The organism is Spiroplasma endosymbiont of Phycita roborella, assembly GCF_964031195.1.
GTDB lineage: Bacteria > Bacillota_I > Bacilli_A > Mycoplasmatales > VBWQ01 > Spiroplasma_E > Spiroplasma_E ixodetis_A.
This window is the reverse complement of record NZ_CAXIQJ010000006.1, coordinates 30,211-46,393: the sequence shown is the minus strand read 5'-3', so window position 1 is coordinate 46,393 and position 16,183 is coordinate 30,211. Positions and strand designations below refer to the sequence as shown.

General features: G+C 23.8%; 17 protein-coding genes and 1 riboswitch. Of the genes, 10 read left to right on the top strand and 7 right to left on the bottom strand.

From position 1 onward, the window contains the following. The first annotated feature begins 18 nt into the window (after nt 1–18). A complete protein-coding gene (gene lon / locus AAHM95_RS07910) occupies nt 19–2,403 on the top strand; it encodes an endopeptidase La (RefSeq protein WP_342274586.1) in 2,385 nt (794 codons plus the stop codon). A gap of 83 nt (nt 2,404–2,486) precedes the next feature. On the opposite strand, the gene AAHM95_RS07905 is transcribed toward lon, so the two are convergent. From AAHM95_RS07905 to AAHM95_RS07895, 3 genes are all read right to left on the bottom strand, one after another. Further along, nucleotides 2,487–2,702 carry a hypothetical protein gene (locus AAHM95_RS07905; RefSeq protein ID WP_338960186.1) on the bottom strand — a complete coding sequence of 72 codons (216 nt, stop codon included), beginning with the start codon at nt 2,700–2,702 and terminating at the stop codon, nt 2,487–2,489. A 19-nt stretch (nt 2,703–2,721) separates the two neighbouring features. Continuing rightward, nucleotides 2,722–2,979, bottom strand: coding sequence for a hypothetical protein (locus AAHM95_RS07900; RefSeq protein ID WP_342274585.1), 258 nt, complete (start codon nt 2,977–2,979; stop codon nt 2,722–2,724). Nucleotides 2,980–3,172: 193 nt separating this feature from the next. Beyond that, the gene (locus AAHM95_RS07895; RefSeq protein WP_342274584.1) at nt 3,173–3,481 is read right to left on the bottom strand and encodes a hypothetical protein; all 309 of its coding nucleotides are present in this window, start codon (nt 3,479–3,481) and stop codon (nt 3,173–3,175) included. Nucleotides 3,482–3,722: 241 nt separating this feature from the next. Here AAHM95_RS07895 and AAHM95_RS07890 point away from each other — a divergent pair, with 241 nt between their 5' ends. Genes AAHM95_RS07890 through AAHM95_RS07880 form a run of 3 tightly spaced genes read left to right on the top strand, consistent with a single transcriptional unit; the run spans nt 3,723 to nt 5,550 of the window. Next, nucleotides 3,723–4,529, top strand: a complete 807-nt coding sequence (locus tag AAHM95_RS07890) for an ABC transporter ATP-binding protein (protein ID WP_338976285.1) — start codon at nt 3,723–3,725, stop codon at nt 4,527–4,529. Further along, the gene (locus tag AAHM95_RS07885; protein WP_342274583.1) at nt 4,480–5,256 is read left to right on the top strand and encodes a hypothetical protein; all 777 of its coding nucleotides are present in this window, start codon (nt 4,480–4,482) and stop codon (nt 5,254–5,256) included. Before AAHM95_RS07890 ends, AAHM95_RS07885 begins: the two co-directional genes overlap by 50 nt. A gap of 54 nt (nt 5,257–5,310) precedes the next feature. Further along, nucleotides 5,311–5,550, top strand: a complete 240-nt coding sequence (locus tag AAHM95_RS07880) for a hypothetical protein (protein ID WP_338960177.1) — start codon at nt 5,311–5,313, stop codon at nt 5,548–5,550. 153 nt (nt 5,551–5,703) lie between these two features. Here the strand turns inward: AAHM95_RS07880 and AAHM95_RS07875 are convergent, their stop codons facing one another. After that, nucleotides 5,704–6,357 (bottom strand): hypothetical protein, encoded by a 654-nt coding sequence (locus tag AAHM95_RS07875; RefSeq protein WP_342274582.1) that lies wholly within the window; start codon nt 6,355–6,357, stop codon nt 5,704–5,706. Between the two features lie 350 nt (nt 6,358–6,707). Here AAHM95_RS07875 and AAHM95_RS07870 point away from each other — a divergent pair. Further along, nucleotides 6,708–7,825 (top strand): IS3 family transposase gene (locus AAHM95_RS07870; protein WP_342273898.1). Its coding sequence is split into 2 segments (ribosomal slippage): nt 6,708–6,978 and nt 6,978–7,825, totalling 1,119 coding nucleotides; the frame shifts between segments, so codons are not numbered across the junction. On the opposite strand, the gene AAHM95_RS07865 is transcribed toward AAHM95_RS07870, so the two are convergent. Beyond that, nucleotides 7,781–8,485, bottom strand: coding sequence for a hypothetical protein (locus AAHM95_RS07865; RefSeq protein WP_342274581.1), 705 nt, complete (start codon nt 8,483–8,485; stop codon nt 7,781–7,783). The two genes, AAHM95_RS07870 and AAHM95_RS07865, sit on opposite strands and share 45 nt — an antisense overlap. A 202-nt stretch (nt 8,486–8,687) precedes the next feature. Further along, nucleotides 8,688–8,775: riboswitch (TPP riboswitch) on the top strand. Between the two features lie 60 nt (nt 8,776–8,835). Between AAHM95_RS07865 and AAHM95_RS07860 the strand changes: the two genes are divergently transcribed. Both AAHM95_RS07860 and AAHM95_RS07855 read left to right on the top strand, forming a co-directional pair. After that, nucleotides 8,836–9,882: an energy-coupled thiamine transporter ThiT gene (locus AAHM95_RS07860; protein WP_342274580.1), complete on the top strand. Its 1,047-nt coding sequence runs from the start codon at nt 8,836–8,838 to the stop codon at nt 9,880–9,882. A 71-nt stretch (nt 9,883–9,953) separates the two neighbouring features. Further along, entirely contained in the window at nt 9,954–10,202 is a 249-nt protein-coding gene (locus AAHM95_RS07855; protein ID WP_338975120.1) for a hypothetical protein, read from the top strand. 25 nt (nt 10,203–10,227) lie between these two features. Here the strand turns inward: AAHM95_RS07855 and AAHM95_RS07850 are convergent, their stop codons facing one another. Further along, nucleotides 10,228–11,535, bottom strand: coding sequence for an APC family permease (locus AAHM95_RS07850; RefSeq protein ID WP_342274579.1), 1,308 nt, complete (start codon nt 11,533–11,535; stop codon nt 10,228–10,230). 491 nt (nt 11,536–12,026) lie between these two features. Between AAHM95_RS07850 and leuS the strand changes: the two genes are divergently transcribed. Both leuS and AAHM95_RS07840 read left to right on the top strand, forming a co-directional pair. Continuing rightward, the gene (gene leuS / locus AAHM95_RS07845) at nt 12,027–14,465 is read left to right on the top strand and encodes a leucine--tRNA ligase (protein ID WP_342274578.1); all 2,439 of its coding nucleotides are present in this window, start codon (nt 12,027–12,029) and stop codon (nt 14,463–14,465) included. A 10-nt stretch (nt 14,466–14,475) separates the two neighbouring features. After that, nucleotides 14,476–15,189 carry a sugar phosphate nucleotidyltransferase gene (locus AAHM95_RS07840; protein WP_342274577.1) on the top strand — a complete coding sequence of 238 codons (714 nt, stop codon included), beginning with the start codon at nt 14,476–14,478 and terminating at the stop codon, nt 15,187–15,189. 1 nt (nt 15,190) lies between these two features. Here AAHM95_RS07840 and AAHM95_RS07835 read toward each other — a convergent pair whose 3' ends face one another. Further along, nucleotides 15,191–15,673, bottom strand: coding sequence for a hypothetical protein (locus AAHM95_RS07835; RefSeq protein ID WP_342274576.1), 483 nt, complete (start codon nt 15,671–15,673; stop codon nt 15,191–15,193). A 291-nt stretch (nt 15,674–15,964) separates the two neighbouring features. Between AAHM95_RS07835 and AAHM95_RS07830 the strand changes: the two genes are divergently transcribed. Further along, complete coding sequence (locus tag AAHM95_RS07830) at nt 15,965–16,129, top strand: hypothetical protein (RefSeq protein ID WP_342273613.1); 165 nt, start codon at nt 15,965–15,967, stop codon at nt 16,127–16,129. The last annotated feature ends 54 nt before the right edge of the window (nt 16,130–16,183 follow it).

Below are 16,183 nucleotides of genomic sequence, written 5' to 3'. Positions count from 1 at the left end.
ATTATTTGAGGTGAGACAATGAAGATAAAAAATATTACTAATATTCCAGTACTAGTAACAAGAGGAAGTTTTGTTTTCCCAACAGTTGAAATAGAACTAGAAGTTGGCAGACATAAATCAGTAGCGGCAATTAATGAATCGGTAGCTAAGTTTAATTCAGAAATTATTTTAGTTTCGCAAAAGGATCCAAAAGTAGATAATCCTCAATTAAGTGAAGTCTACAATCATGGTACTTTGTGTAAAGTGCAAATTCAAAAAAGTCATAATGATGGTACACTTACCGTATTTTTTTATGGACAACAAAGAGTTAAAGTTTCTAAGTTTTATGATGATAAATTTTATACAGGAGATGCTGAAACTTTAGTTAGTCCTAATGTTTCAAAATCATTAGAAGAAGAGTTGATCCAAAGAATTGTAAATAATTTACAACAGATTTTAGATGTTCATGGTTCAATTCCACAAGGTGTAATTAGTCAAATCACCGATGGAATGAAAGCTAGTGAAATTATTGATAAAATGGCTCAATTTTTACCATTTTTAACTATCAATAAACGCCAAGAAATTTTACAAGAAATTGATATTAATAAACGTTTAGATTTATTATTGAAAGATGTTGGTGGTCAAAAACAAGTTGGTGCTATTGAAAAGGATTTAACAGCTAAAATTAAAGATCGTATTGATGAACAACAACGTGAATATTATTTACGAGAAAGATTGCGTGCTATTAAAGAAGAATTAGGCGAAATTGATGGTAAGTCTAATGAAATGAAACGTTATTTAGAACGTTTAGAAACAGAAGAGTTTCCTGAAGCAATCAAAACTCGTGTTAAAGAAGAAATTAGTCGTTATGAAGATATGCCACAAGCTTCAAGTGAATCAAATATAATTCGTACATACATTGATTGAATGATGACTTTACCTTGATTTCAAAAAAGTGAAGAAAAATTTGATTTAATTAATGCAAAAAAAATTCTTGATAAATATCACTATGGTTTAGAAAAAGTTAAAGAAAGAATTATTGAATATCTTGCTGTTAAAAAAATGGCTAAGGCAATGCCAGGGCAAATTATTTGTTTAGTTGGTCCTCCTGGTGTTGGTAAGACTTCTTTAGCTAAATCAATTGCTGAAGCGATGGGGCGTACTTTCGTTAAAGTTTCACTTGGTGGAGTTAAAGATGAATCTGAAATTCGTGGTCATCGTAAAACTTATATTGGTGCGATGCCAGGAAGAATTATCCAAGGTATGAAACGTGCTAAAGTTATTAATCCATTATTTTTATTAGATGAAATTGATAAAATGTCATCTGATTATCGTGGTGATCCAGCTAGTGCTATGTTAGAAGTATTAGATCCTGAACAAAATGCTAATTTTTCAGATCATTATATTGAAGAAAATTATGATTTATCACAAGTTATGTTTCTAGCAACAGCTAATTATATGGAAGGTATCCCTGAACCATTAAAAGATCGAATGGAAATTATTGAGCTTTCTTCATATACAGAATTAGAAAAACTTGAAATTGCAAAAAAATATTTAATTCCTCGTGTTATTGAAATTACTGGTTTAAATAATAAAATGTTAAAATTTAAACCAAATTCAATTGAAGAAATAATTAAATATTATACAAGAGAATCAGGTGTTCGACAATTAGAAAGATTATTAAATAAAATTGCTCGTAAATTTATTGTTAAACTTTTGAATAAAAAAATTAGTACTGAAGAAATTGTTGCTGATAATGTTAAAGATTATTTAGGAAAACAAATTTTCGATTATACTAAAAAAGAAAATGAATCACAAATTGGAGTGGTAACTGGTCTTGCTTATACTCAATATGGTGGTGATATCTTACCAATTGAAGTAAACTACTTTAAAGGAAAAGGTAATTTAGTATTAACTGGTAAATTAGGTGAAGTTATGAAAGAATCTGCTACTATTGCTTTAGATTATATTAAAGCAAATGCTATTACTTTCAATATTCCTGATACTTTCTTTGCAGAACATGATATTCATATCCATGTTCCTGAAGGAGCAGTGCCAAAGGATGGTCCAAGTGCTGGTATTACTTTAACAACTGCAATTATTTCTACTCTGACAAGTAGACCTGTATCAAAAGATATTGGTATGACAGGTGAAATTACACTTCGTGGTCATATATTACCAATTGGTGGATTAAAAGAAAAATCAATTTCTGCTCATCGTAGTGGACTAAAAACAATTTTAATTCCAAAAGCTAATATAAAAGACTTAGAAGATATTCCAGAAGAAGTAAAGAAAAAATTAAATATTGTTTCAGTTGAATTTTATTCTGAAGTATATGATTTTATTTTTAATAAACATAAAGCAAAAATTCACTCACCTATTAATAATATTAAACCAACTTCAAGTATTATTGATGAAGGTTAAAATCTAATTAAATTATTAATAACTATAACTTTAAAAAAGTAAATACTAAAAACAAGTATTTACTTTTTTTATATAAAATTTTTTTATATTTGTGATAAATTTGATTTGCTTTTATTTGTTACAGAAAAATTAATTTCCGAATTTACACTTTTAATTATATTTTTTTTGTTAATTCGTAATATTAGTTCATTTATTTTTACTAAATTTTGTTGTTTAATTTCTTTGATTTTTGTTAAAATAGTTATTTTTGTTTCTATTTTTTTATTTCAATTAAATAATCCAATAGTAAGTATTTTCATTATTTTATTTATTTTTTTATTATTTTAATTTTTTTGATAGGTTATTTATTGAATTTATAAAATTATTTTCTAATTTTTTTAAGGATTCTAAAGTTTTTATTTTTTTATTTAAAAATTGATAATGATTTTGAGTATTTTTTTTATTATTTTCTCAAAAGTCAAAAATATCATTGTAATCTTTACTATAAGTTTCAATCGGAAAATGTAAATAAAGATTAATAATATGATAATTATTTGCTATAAAGTTAACTTCTCTTTCTAAATCATTAATATCCATTTTTTAATGTCTCCTATCTTTTAAAAAATAAAAAAACCCTTTACTTTTAAAATAAAGTAATGGGTTAAAACTTTGATCAAGTTTGTTTTTATATTATATATTATTTTAATTTTATAATTGAAAAATTAAATTATAAATAGTAAAAGTGTTGTTATTAATATTTTTTTATATTTTTATATAAAAATATTTAAAATTAAAAAATTGTGCATGGTGGACAACATTTTTTACCATATTGCATATTAATTAATTCTTCTGAATTTATACTATTTATATCATCATTAGTTATTAGAAAAGTACTATCTTTTAAATATTGATCTTCATTATTTAACTGTTGGAGGTTAAAATTAAATTCTAGATTTCCATTTTCAATTTCATCTAAATGTTCTTCATAATCTACTAATAATTTTTGTTTTAAGTTAACAACTTTTTCATTGATTAAAGCAATTTCTTTTAATATCTTTTCTTTATTATTAAGACTAAAATTTTTGTTAAATGGATTCAAACTTTTTTCTAATTCTTTTTTCTCTTTTTTTAATTTTTTTATTTCTTTTTTTGTGCATTTTTTTTCATAATTTTCTCCTTTTAAAAATAAAAACTCATTTACTTTTTATGAAATTAATGAGTAAAAACCTAATAAAGTTTACAATATATTATATAATATTTTAATTTTTATAACTTAAAAAACAAGTAATATTTATGTAGTAATTATGATAAAATTATAAAGTTATAGGAAGGAAGTAATTATGATTAAAGATAAAAAAAATAATGTTGAAATCATTAATGTCAGTAAAAACTATGATAGTAATGAAGTCATTAAAAATGTTAGTCTGAATATTGCTATTGGTGCCAAAATTGGTATTGTTGGCCCCAATGGTACTGGAAAAACAACATTATGTGAAATGATTTCCCAACTTCGTAAACCAACAACAGGTACTATTAATATTAAACCTGATTTAAAAATAGGCATGCAATTACAAGAAACTAAATTTCCTCGTGGTCTAACTGGTTGAGATATGGCCCAATATTATATGAGAGCTTATCGTTTAAATAAGTCTGTTGAAGACATTCAAAAGTTATTGTACTATTTGGACGCTGAAGCATTTATTAATAAACCTATTATTACTTTATCGGGCGGTCAACAACAAAAAATTAATATTTTATTAGCATTAATTGTTGAACCAGATTTATTAATTTTAGATGAATTAGCTACGGGATTAGATTTAGAGGTACGTGAGCGAATTTATGAATTACTAGAAAAAGAAGTTTTTATTAAACCTAATCTTTCAGTATTGATTGTTTCACATAATATGCAAGAAATTGAACGTTTTTGTCAACAAATTATTTTCATGTTTGAAGGTTCAATTATTAGTATAAATGATGTTAAAACTGTTGTTAAAGAATATGGAAGTATTGAAGAATATGTTAAAACTAAATTTAAAGAATATAAAATAGGTATGTATGATAGCGAAGCGTTATTAAAAAGATTAGGAGGGGAAAATAATGAAAAATGAGCTAAGTCTTGAAAAAAACACCTTAAAAAACAAAAATAATGATTGATCTCTTCTTAATTTATTTTGAAGTTATTTAAAACGTAATCGTTCAATTATTATTTTTTCACTTTTCGTTTCACCATTGATTTTTATTGGTGCATCAATTGGTGGAAATAATCAAATATTATCATCACCTGCTGGTAAAAATATTGGACGATTTATTTTGATGATTATTTGATTGACACAAACTGCTTCCTTTTCAATTCAAACTTTTTTAGCTATTTTACTAGATTTAAAACAAAGCGTAGTTTATCGACGCATTGGTTTAACAAGAATTAGCAAAACCAAGTTTATTATTATAACATCAATATTTAATTTAGCTTTAGTTTTAATTTCTGATATTATTATTTTTATTGATGTTATTATTATTGGTTATGTTGTTCCTTTATCTGGAATGATTAGTTCCATTTTTAATTGACAATTATTAATTATTATTTTATTTACATTATTTTTTTCTATTACTATTACTAGTATTGCTTTGCTAATGTCAGTTATTATTAAAAGTCGTACTGGACAAGCAATTGTTAGTTTATTTACTAGTTTATTAATTGTTGCGCCATTAATTATTTTAACTTACTTTTTAGCTAGTCTTATTGGTGAAGGATTAGTTTCAAGTATTGGTGCTGGTGCTGTTGTTGGTATTTTAGTGGGTATATTTATTGCCTTAAATCTTATTAGTTGTGGCATTTATTATTTAACTTGAAAACTATTTAAATGATTTGATTAATTTTTATAAAAGTATGTAATGAATTATAAAATAACAAAGGAGTGAAAATATACAATGCCTAAAAATATAAGAAAATATGTTATTGATGAACAACCAATTAATTATTTTGATAAAGTTAAAGCATGATTAGATAATCAAAATAAATTTGAAAATTTAGAACTATTATCAGAAGTTGCATCTCAACAAAACTATTTAAAACAAAGTGATAAGTTAAATACTAAAGTAATAAATCAATTAGAAAATAAATATTTGGAAAATGTTTCAAATTTAAATCAAAAATTGAAAATGTTTTAATATAATAACTTACTTATTTTTATTAATTTATAGTCTAATTATTTTTTATAAATAATTAGATTTTTATATATTAACAATATTTTGAAATAATAGGTTTATTAAAATACTCCTTTAAATTTATTTTTAAAGGAGTATGAATATTTAAAAAATAAATTATGAGTATAATCGAAAACCGTTCCCTAAAATTGTTTTAATTTGTCCTCCACTTTCAGATCCTCATGTTTCACCATAATGAGCAATGATGATTTGAAAAAATCATTTTCCATTTTCTTCATAAAAAGTTAATCCTAATTTAATAGTTATTAATAAACTGGCAAGTAAGAAATTTTCTTTATTATTACATATGATAATATTACAAAAATTTGCTGGGTTAATAGGTCCATTTTTTGTTACTTTTGCATTTATTAAATATTTTTGAAAATTTAGATTTTTAACAACTTGATTAATGTTAATAGTTGGATATCCTGTATCGCCTCAGCTATAAGATGAATCTACATAATCTTCTGTACCATTTTCATTAAAAAAAGTAATATATCGATAATCAATTGGTAAACCATATTCTGTATTTCATTCAAATGTATGGATAAATGAATTATTTCTAGTCTGTTTTCAATAACTTATATCAATTAGTCTTCTGTTATTAAAATGAAATTCTGTTGTTTTTCATCATATTTTTGTCATTTTTTTAAATTCTGTTTGTTTTGCTGGACATTTATAAATGCCATTAATAGTTAAAACATAAATATTTTTATTACTATCAAAAGTAATATTACTAACATCATATGTATCATTATCAATCACTTTCATTTCAATAAAATTTGATTGTAAAAAATCAAATTTATAAACTTTATTTATTGCAGAGTTATTATTAGTTATTATATAAATATTTTTATTACTTATTATTATTTTTTTGATTATTCCATCTATTGCTGAATTATTTATTTTCTTAAAGTATTTTTCTTTTACTGAATACTTATAAATATTATTATTATCTGCAATATAGATAGTTCCATTTTCATCTGTTACTAAAATAGCATTAATAGGTACTCCTCAATGTTCACTTATTATTATAAATTCTGTTTGGATGGGTTACACTTTATTGGACACTAATTACATAGACAAGTGAACAAATTAGTTAAAAGAAAGGAATTATAATTATGGTCACTATTAACTCATATTCAGATGAATTTAAAAAACAAATAGTAGCTTTATATCAAAGTGGCAAATCAGTATCTTGCCTTGTTAAAGAATACAATGTTACAAGAGCAGCTACTTACAATTGAATTAAGCAATTTACTAATTCAGGTAGTTTTAAAACTAAAGATAATCTTTCAGATTTAGAAAAACAATTAATTCAAGCAAATAAAGAATTAAAACAGTTACGAATGGAAATTGATATTTTAAAGCAAGCAGCACTAATAATAGGCAGAAAATAGAGATTATTGCAAATAATAAATCTAAATATAAAATGCGCACAATGTGTCATTTTTTAAAACTCTCTAAATCAACATATTATTTTAATTTAAAGAAAAAAAATAAAATTCAAAATAATATTTATGAACAAGCTGTTATTAGTGCTTTTAAAGAAAATAAAGAAGTTTATGGTACTAGAAGATTAAAAGTCATACTAGCAAACCAAGAAATTTATTTATCACGCAGAAAAATTAAAGAAATTATGAATAAGCATAATTTAATATCAAAATACACTAAATTATCATTCAAAAATTATCATAATAAAGTCAATGATAGTCAAATAACCAATCTTGTTAATAGAAACTTTAATAATAGAATTAAAAATGAAGTTATTGTTAGTGATTTAACTTATGTTCAAGTTAATGGTAAATGAAACTATATTTGCCTATTAATCGACCTATTTAACCGCGAAATTATTGGACATAGTGTTGGAGTTAAAAAAGATGCATCATTAGTATATCAAGCATTTATGCAATCAAATCACTGTTTAAAAGATATTGAAATATTTCATACTGATCGCGGTAATGAATTCAATAATAAAACTATTGATAAACTTTTATTAGCTTTCAACATAACTCGATCTTTAAGCAAAAAAGGATGTCCTTATGACAATGCTGTTGCTGAAGCAACCTTTAAAACTTTCAAAATTGAATTTATTAATGATAAAAATTTTACATCATTAATCCAATTAAAATTAGAATTATTTGATTACATCAATTGATATAACAACATAAGAATTCACAGTACTCTAAACTACCTAACTCCAATTAGTTATCAAAAACAAATGTCTACCAAAAAATAGTCCTAAAAAGGGTTGCCATTCCAATTGTTTAAATTCGTTGTCATTTTCTAAACACTTATAAATACTATTCGCAAAAGGAACATGAAAATTATTATTAGCAGTGATATAAATATTTCCATATTTATCAATACTTATGTGACTCAGAAAATTAATGTTAGTTGGTAATGTCATTTTTTTAAATTCTCATTCTCCCGCTAAACATTTATAAATACTATTATTAGCTATTATAAAAACATTTCCATCTCTCTCATTAATTTTTAAAAATCTAATATTTTCTAATTCTTTAGGTACTATCATTTGTTGAAAATATGTTTGTGTTGCAAGACATTTATAAATATTATTATTAGTTGCTACATAAGTATTTTTATCTTTATCAGTTTTTATAAATTTACCATTAACAAATTCTTTAGGTACTATCATTTTTTCGAATTCTGTTTGTTCTGCTAAACATTTATAAACAGTATTATTAGCAAGTGCATAAATATTTCTATTTCTATCAGTTGTTAAAGACTTAATTTCATTTATTTTTCAATTATTATTTTCATTTTTAATACTTGTTTTAATTTTATTATTTGTGTTATTGATAAATAAGGTATTTAAACTGTTTGTACTTGCTATTGCTAAAATTGTTGTTGTAATTAGTGTTGATATCTTTTTCATATTTAAAAAACTCCTTTTTATTTTTTCCCAATAACTTCTTATTTTTAAGAAGTGAATATATTTTATTTTTTTTCAAATAAATTTCAAATAAAAATAGAACAAATTTTAATTTAAACTAAAAATCATAAAAAAATATATTTTATATTTAAAAAAATATTTTGAATGTTATAATACTAGTAAATATGGATTAATTTGCATATATTATATAAAGCAGGGGTGGCATTGCCTGAGAAATACCCTATAACCTGATCTAGTTAGTACTAGCGGAGGGAGACTTTATTTTTTATATTTTAAAAAATGATAACTCCTTTTTGTTATGTAAGATAAATTAAAGGAGTTATCATTTTATTATGTTTAAAGAACAACTATTAACAACTATCAATTATAATAAAATTAAAAGCAAACTGGGGGTAGGAATGTTAATTAAAGCATCAGCCATTTTTAGTTTAATTACTCTTTTAACATTAACAGTTATTATTAGTATTTTACCTGCTAGTAGTATTAATCACTTTTTTAAAGTTACTACTATTATTGGTTGACAATTTTATAGCAGTAAAATTTATTTAATATTAATTCTTTGTTTATTATTAATTTCAGCAATTTTATTATCTGTTATTACATGAACAGTTAAAATAGAAGACATGCATAAAAATATTGTTATTGTTACATTACTATCAATTTTTAGTATCAATCCCATTGCATTAATTTTTAATTGAATTAAACATTATCAATGACAAAAAGAAGAAACTTTTGCCATTTTAAAAACAAGATGATGAACTAATTTTAAATTTGCATTTGGTATTAAACGATGATTAGTTATTGATTATACAATTATTGGTTTATTTACTGGTGTAACTATTGCTTGTGCTTTTATTGAACAAAATTTATTACCAAAAATGCCATACGGCGGCGATATTGCTATTAAATATATACCTTTAATGGTTATTAGTTATATTATTGGCTTTACAGGTGGATGATTAACGGGTATGATTAGTGCTTTAATGTCATTATTATTTATTGGTGGTGGTTATGTTATTAATGCTTGAAGTTATTTATTAGATTATTTTTTGCCAATGACAACGCCCGCTATTATTTCATTATTACGTTTTAATTTAAAAGCTGATAAATCAATTTTTACTTATATTAATTATTTTTTACATTGTTTTTTAGTTTGTTTAATTATTTATTTTTGACAAACAATAGCAGGATATTTTATTTGATCACAAATTACTAATGCTGACGGAAGTAAAAATATTTGATCAGGATTTAATCCTCTTTTTTACTCATTAGTTTACAATTTTATTCATATTTTTTTGTTTACTTATCCAATTATGCAATTAACAATACCTTTTATTTATCGTGGTTTAGTTAGTCACTATGTAGAAAGATATCGTTAGAATAGTAATTGTAATTACTATTTCTTTTTTAAATAGCGTTATAATATTAATTGATAGAAAGGGTGATTATAATGAAAAATGATGAAATAATCAAAGAAGATATTATTATTATGGATGGTGATATTAAATTAATGAATAAAGCATTAAATGAGAAAAAGGTTGTATTAGCAGCAATTGAATTAGGAAAACATGCTCAACATACAATTGATATTGGTTGATCTGAACATTTTCAAGCATATGCTAAATTAAAAAGTACAACTACTACTGGTACTTGTTTTTGTAAAAAACCAGCAACTCATTTAGTTTATTTTTGGCGATAATAAGATAATATAATTTTTAAGTAATTTAATTAACTACTAGATGAGAATTAAAAATAAATTCTTTATCTAATTGATTTTGATATTCTGGATTTGTTATTAATCTTTGTTTTAGTTTTGGTTTATAATAAGTAAAATAAATAATAGTAGCAATTATAATAAATACTCAAAACATTAAAAACTTAATCGCAATTGCAATTAATATGATTCCTTTGTTGCTTACTAAATCATGAATCATATTATAATTAAAAATAATGAATTGACTAATTAAAAATAATAAACAGATAATAAACATAATTCATTCAATAACTTTTATTTTTATTTTTTTATAATAACCCATAACACAAGTTGCAGCTATAACAAAAAGATAAACAAAGATTGTTATATTAGTTGTAAATCCCAACATTTGGTTATAATTAAAACTAATTCCAATTAAATCCGGAATTATTAGCATAATAATACAAACTATAATTGTAATTATAAAATTAATAGTATTACCATACATTGCATTATTTTCTTTATTTAATTTGGCTATTTTTTCACTAATGTATCCTTCTTTGGCTAATGGTTGTAGCATAGCTCCAGAATATAGCGCTACTTGTATTACACCATTCAATTTAATTGATAAAGTACAAATAACTAGTAAAATGATACCCGTTGTACCAGCAATGCCAGCAATAACATTATTTGGGTTATAATTATTACCACCATTTGCTCATCCGTTATTACCATTAGGTCCCTGCGAACTGATGGCACCAATAATTAAAATTGTAATCATTAAATAAAAAATAGTTGTCAAAAATAAGACAATAATTGTTCCCCTACCTAAATTTTTATTAGGATTTTTAACATTTTTTCCAATAACAGTAAAGGTCTCAAAACCAAGGAAAAAGTAGAAAAAATTACTAAAAGCATTATTAAAAATATTAATTGTAAAATGAAGATGTTTAGTACCAACAAATGCTTGTTGATAAACTATAGTGCCGTTTTTGATTACCAGAATAATGGCACAAATAATCAAAAAACAAGTTGACAGTCATTTAATGATTCCTGAAATATTAACAAATCAACGAAAACCTCTTAATCCAAAATAGATACAACTTGTAACCAAACAATAAACTATAATTCCTAAACTATCAATAAATAAATTAGATCATCTATCAGGTAATCAAGAAAAAAATGATAATTGGTTTAAGTTAATTCTAAACATTGAAATAATACCACCAATAACAGTAGATGGTAAAATGATATATTGCATAAAGCCGGTTATTCATCCTCAAAAACGACCAAAAGTTGCTCTAACATAAATATATGCTCCAACCATTATTACCAGCATAAACTTTACTACATTTTAAAAAAGCACATGCACTAATACTAGCCATTATAGCGCCTAAAATCATAATTCAGATTAGATGTAATCCAACTCCGCCATTATTTCAATAATATATTCCTATAAAAGACATAGGAAAAGCTATTGTGCAAGTATAATTAAATCCAAAGTCACACCAGTTCTCCTAAGCCTATTTTTTGCTGCTTTGTTTTTTGTTTTAAAGACTTATTTAAAACTTTTTGTGTGTTCATAGAATCCTCCTTTGAATTTATTTAATATTAACGATAATTATATAGTATATTTTATTTGAAATACAATAAAAACTATTTCTTTTTTGTAGAAAATAAATATTAGCAAATGGTTTAATAACATTGATTGATAATTAACAAAATATTTAAAATATAATTTAATCAATAAGTAAACATTGCAACTTGTTAAATGATTATGATATTATGGTTTTATGATTACTTTACCTGAACATATTAAAGGAGAAAAACATGAGTTATAATCACCAACAAATAGAAAAAAAATGACAGCAGTATTGATTAAAAAATGAAACTTTTAAAACAAACATTGATGATAATAAAAAACCAAAATCATATATTCTTGATATGTTCCCTTATCCTTCAGGATCAGGTTTACATGTTGGCCATCCTAAAGGTTATTGTGCTACTGATGTTATTTCTCGAGTTAAAATAATGAATGGTTTTAATGTTTTGCATCCAATTGGTTGAGATGCTTTTGGTTTACCAGCTGAGCAATATGCCTTAAATACAGGTAATAATCCAGAGACATTTACTAAACAAAACATTAATAATTTTCGTAAACAATTACAAAGTATTGGTCTAAGTTTTGATTATAATAAAGAAGTTAATACTACAGACCCTCAATATTATAAGTGAACACAATGAATTTTCATTAAACTTTATGAACAAGGGTTAGCTGAAATTAAAGATGTTGAAGTTAATTTTTGTGAACAGTTAGGAACTGTTTTAGCTAATGAAGAAATAATTAACATTAATGGTCATATGGTTTCTGAACGTGGTAATTTCCCAGTTATTAAAAAACCAATGCGTCAGTGGGTTTTAAAAATTACTAAGTATGCTGAAAAATTATTAAAAGGATTAGATGATTTAGACTGACCAAATAGTGTTAAGGAATTACAACGTAATTGAATTGGTAAAAGTGTTGGAACATTAGTTGATTTTGTAGTTGAAAATAATAAATGTAAGGTTCCTATTTTTACTTCAAGGGTTGATACTATTTTTGGTGTTTCATTTTTAGTACTTGCTCCTGAACATCCATTAATTCATGATTTAACAACTAGTGAATATTCGCAAGCAATTACTCAATACTGTTTAGATGCTAAAACTAAAACAGATTTAATGCGTCAAGGAGATGATACTTTAAAATCTGGTGTTTTTACTGGAAGTTATGCTATTCATCCTTTTACTAAAAGTAAATTACCAATTTGAGTTGGTGATTATGTTTTAAATCATTATGGGACAGGAGCAATTATGGGTGTTCCTGCACATGATAGTCGTGATTTTATTTTTGCTAAAAATAAAAATTTACCAATCAATTTTATTATGAAAACTAATAATAAAAATGAACCATTTTTGGGTACTAGTGAATATATTAACTCTGATTTTATTAATGGTAAGGATTTAGAAACAGCTACTAATTTAATTGTTAAAAAATTACTAACTTTAAAACAAGGAAAAGTACATACTGCATATAAGTTACGAGATTGACTTTTTTCTCGTCAACGTTATTGAGGTGAACCTTTTCCGATAATTTATTGAGAAGATGGTACAATCTCAACAGTAGATGAACAACAATTACCAGTATTATTACCAAAAATGACTAATATTAAGCCATCTAATTCGGGGAATGCACCTTTAACTAATGCACCAAATTCCTGATTACATGTAACTAGAAAAGATGGTGTAAAAGGAAAAAGAGAAATTAATACAATGCCACAATGAGCAGGTAGCTGTTGATATTATTTAGCATATATTTTAAAAAATGATGATGGTACTTATTGTGATTTTAATAGTGCTATTGCGCAAAAACGTTTTAACTATTGATTACCAGTTGATTTATATATTGGCGGTCAAGAACATGCTGTTTTACATTTATTGTATGCTCGTTTCTGACATTTAGTACTATATGATTTAAAATTAGTTAGTGTTAAAGAGCCATTTTTAAAATTGGTAAATCAAGGTATGATTCTTGGTGAAAATAATGAAAAAATGTCTAAATCACGCGGTAATGTTGTTAATCCAGATGATATTATTAATGAGTATGGTGCTGATACTTTACGAATATATGAAATGTTTATGGGACCATTAACAGCATCTTTACCGTGATTAAATAGTGGTTTAGTTGGTTGTTATAAGTTTTTAATGCGTATTTATCGTCTTGTTAATAAAGATGAGTATAAAATAAAAATTACTACTAAGAATGATAAATCATTAGATACAATTTATCATCAAATTGTAAAAAAAGTAACTAATGATATTAACGATTTAAATTTTAATACTGCTATTGCACAACTTATGATTTTTATCAATGCTTGTTATAAAGCACCAACTATTTATCAACAATATTTAGTTAATTTTTTAAAATTATTAAATCCATTTGCTCCACATATTGCTGAAGAATTATGATTTCAATTTGGTAATAAAGAAAGTATTAATAAAAGTCAGTTTCCAAGTTATGATGAAAAATTTTTGATTACTAGTGAAGTTACTATTGCTATTCAGATTAATGGTAAAACGAAAATAACTTTAGTAGTAAAAGAAAATTTAAATAATCAAGAACTTTTAAAAGTAGTTAATAATGAAGAAAAAGTAAAATATTGATTGCAAGATAAAACAATTATTAAGACAATTTGTATACCAAATAAGATTGTTAATTTTGTTGTTAAGTAAAGGAGGAATAATGAAAGTTGCTATTATTTTTGCAGCAGGAATTGGCAGTAGATTACAACCTATCTCAAATAATGTTCATAAATCGTTAATTAAATTTAAAGGTTTAACTTTAATTGAACATATAATTAATCATTTAATTGAAATACATGATTTAAAAAAAATTATTGTCATTATTGGTCATTTAAAAGATGAATTTAATTTTCTTACTCATAAATATTCAAAATTAATTTTAATAAATAATCAACATTTCCTTGATTATAATAGTGGTTATGCTTTGACATTAGTATCATCATATTTTAATGGTCAAGATGATATTTTTATTATTTCTGGTGATATGATTAGTACAAAAAATATTTTTTTAAATAATTTTTCAACTAATATGATGGCCGCTATTAATCGTGATCATGATAATATCAAAGAAGATTGAAGTTATAAATTAAACAAGAATGGTAATATTATTGATATTATTAAAAGTAAAAAAAAGGATAGTTTCTTGGCAGGAGAATGAAGTTATATTACTAAAAAATGAGCAAAAGTTCTTGGTGAAGATTTAATAAATCCACAACAAGAACTTGTATTGCAAACAACAATGGTTGGTAAATATTTAATTAGTAATAGTATTAAACATAATTTTGAATTAAAACCTTATGTTTTATCATTTGATTGTCATTGGGATGTTGATAATATTATTGATTTAGAACGAACTAATAAATATTTTAAATAATTTAAGTAGTTAATTTTTTTCCAGAAGTTGTTGTTGAAACTACTGGAATTTCTTCACGATTACAACTATGTGCAACATTTTGGAATGGATTAGTAGTATTACCGTTTAATTTTAGTGCTTCTGCTGTTGTTTCTGCTACTGATTCATTTTCTGGATCTAGTGCATCTACTTCTTTAAAACTAACTTGTCCATTACTACGAGCAATAACATTATTGTTTTGATTAACATTATCTTTATTTTTAATAATATTAACTGACTGATTTAGTTTAGGTTTTTTAGTTCGATTATTAAATAGTGAAACTAAAAGTTTTTTTAATCATATGTATGGAAAAAAAGAAATATAAGCGACATCTTTTTCAAATTTTACTTTTCAATTTCTACTACTACCACCAGAAGAAGTATTTGCTTTTTCTTTTTTATCTTTTTCACCTTGTAATTTATCAAAAATTTCTTTATTTGGTTGTTGCTGTTGTTGTGCTGACATAATTTTTCACATCCTTTTTTATTTAAAAATAATTAGGTTCCACTTATCTAATAAAAAAGAATAAGTCGAACCTAATGGTCTTTAATAATTTAGTTTATTATGTTGTTAGTATAACATATTTTCAATTTTTAAGCACAATAATTAAAAAAATAACATCCTTACTTTTGAGTTAATAAATCATAATTTTATTTAAAAATATTTATTTTATCTTTTAATTTTTATGAAAAATTTTATACTGTATTTTGGATATTTTTAAAAATAAATATTTAAAAGAAAGGGAGAAAAAATATTATGAATGAAAAAGAAAAAGCAGCAAAATTATTACATGATGCAGGACAAGAAAGTAGAAGACTTGATTTATTACTTGTAAAAGCTAAGAAACAAGAAGAGACATTAAAAAAAATTGAAGAAGAAAAACAAATAAACAAACATAAATCAAGAAATCCGAAAATTTAAATCTCATTATTTAATTTTAGATAAAAACTTATGAAATAAAATTTAATATAGTTC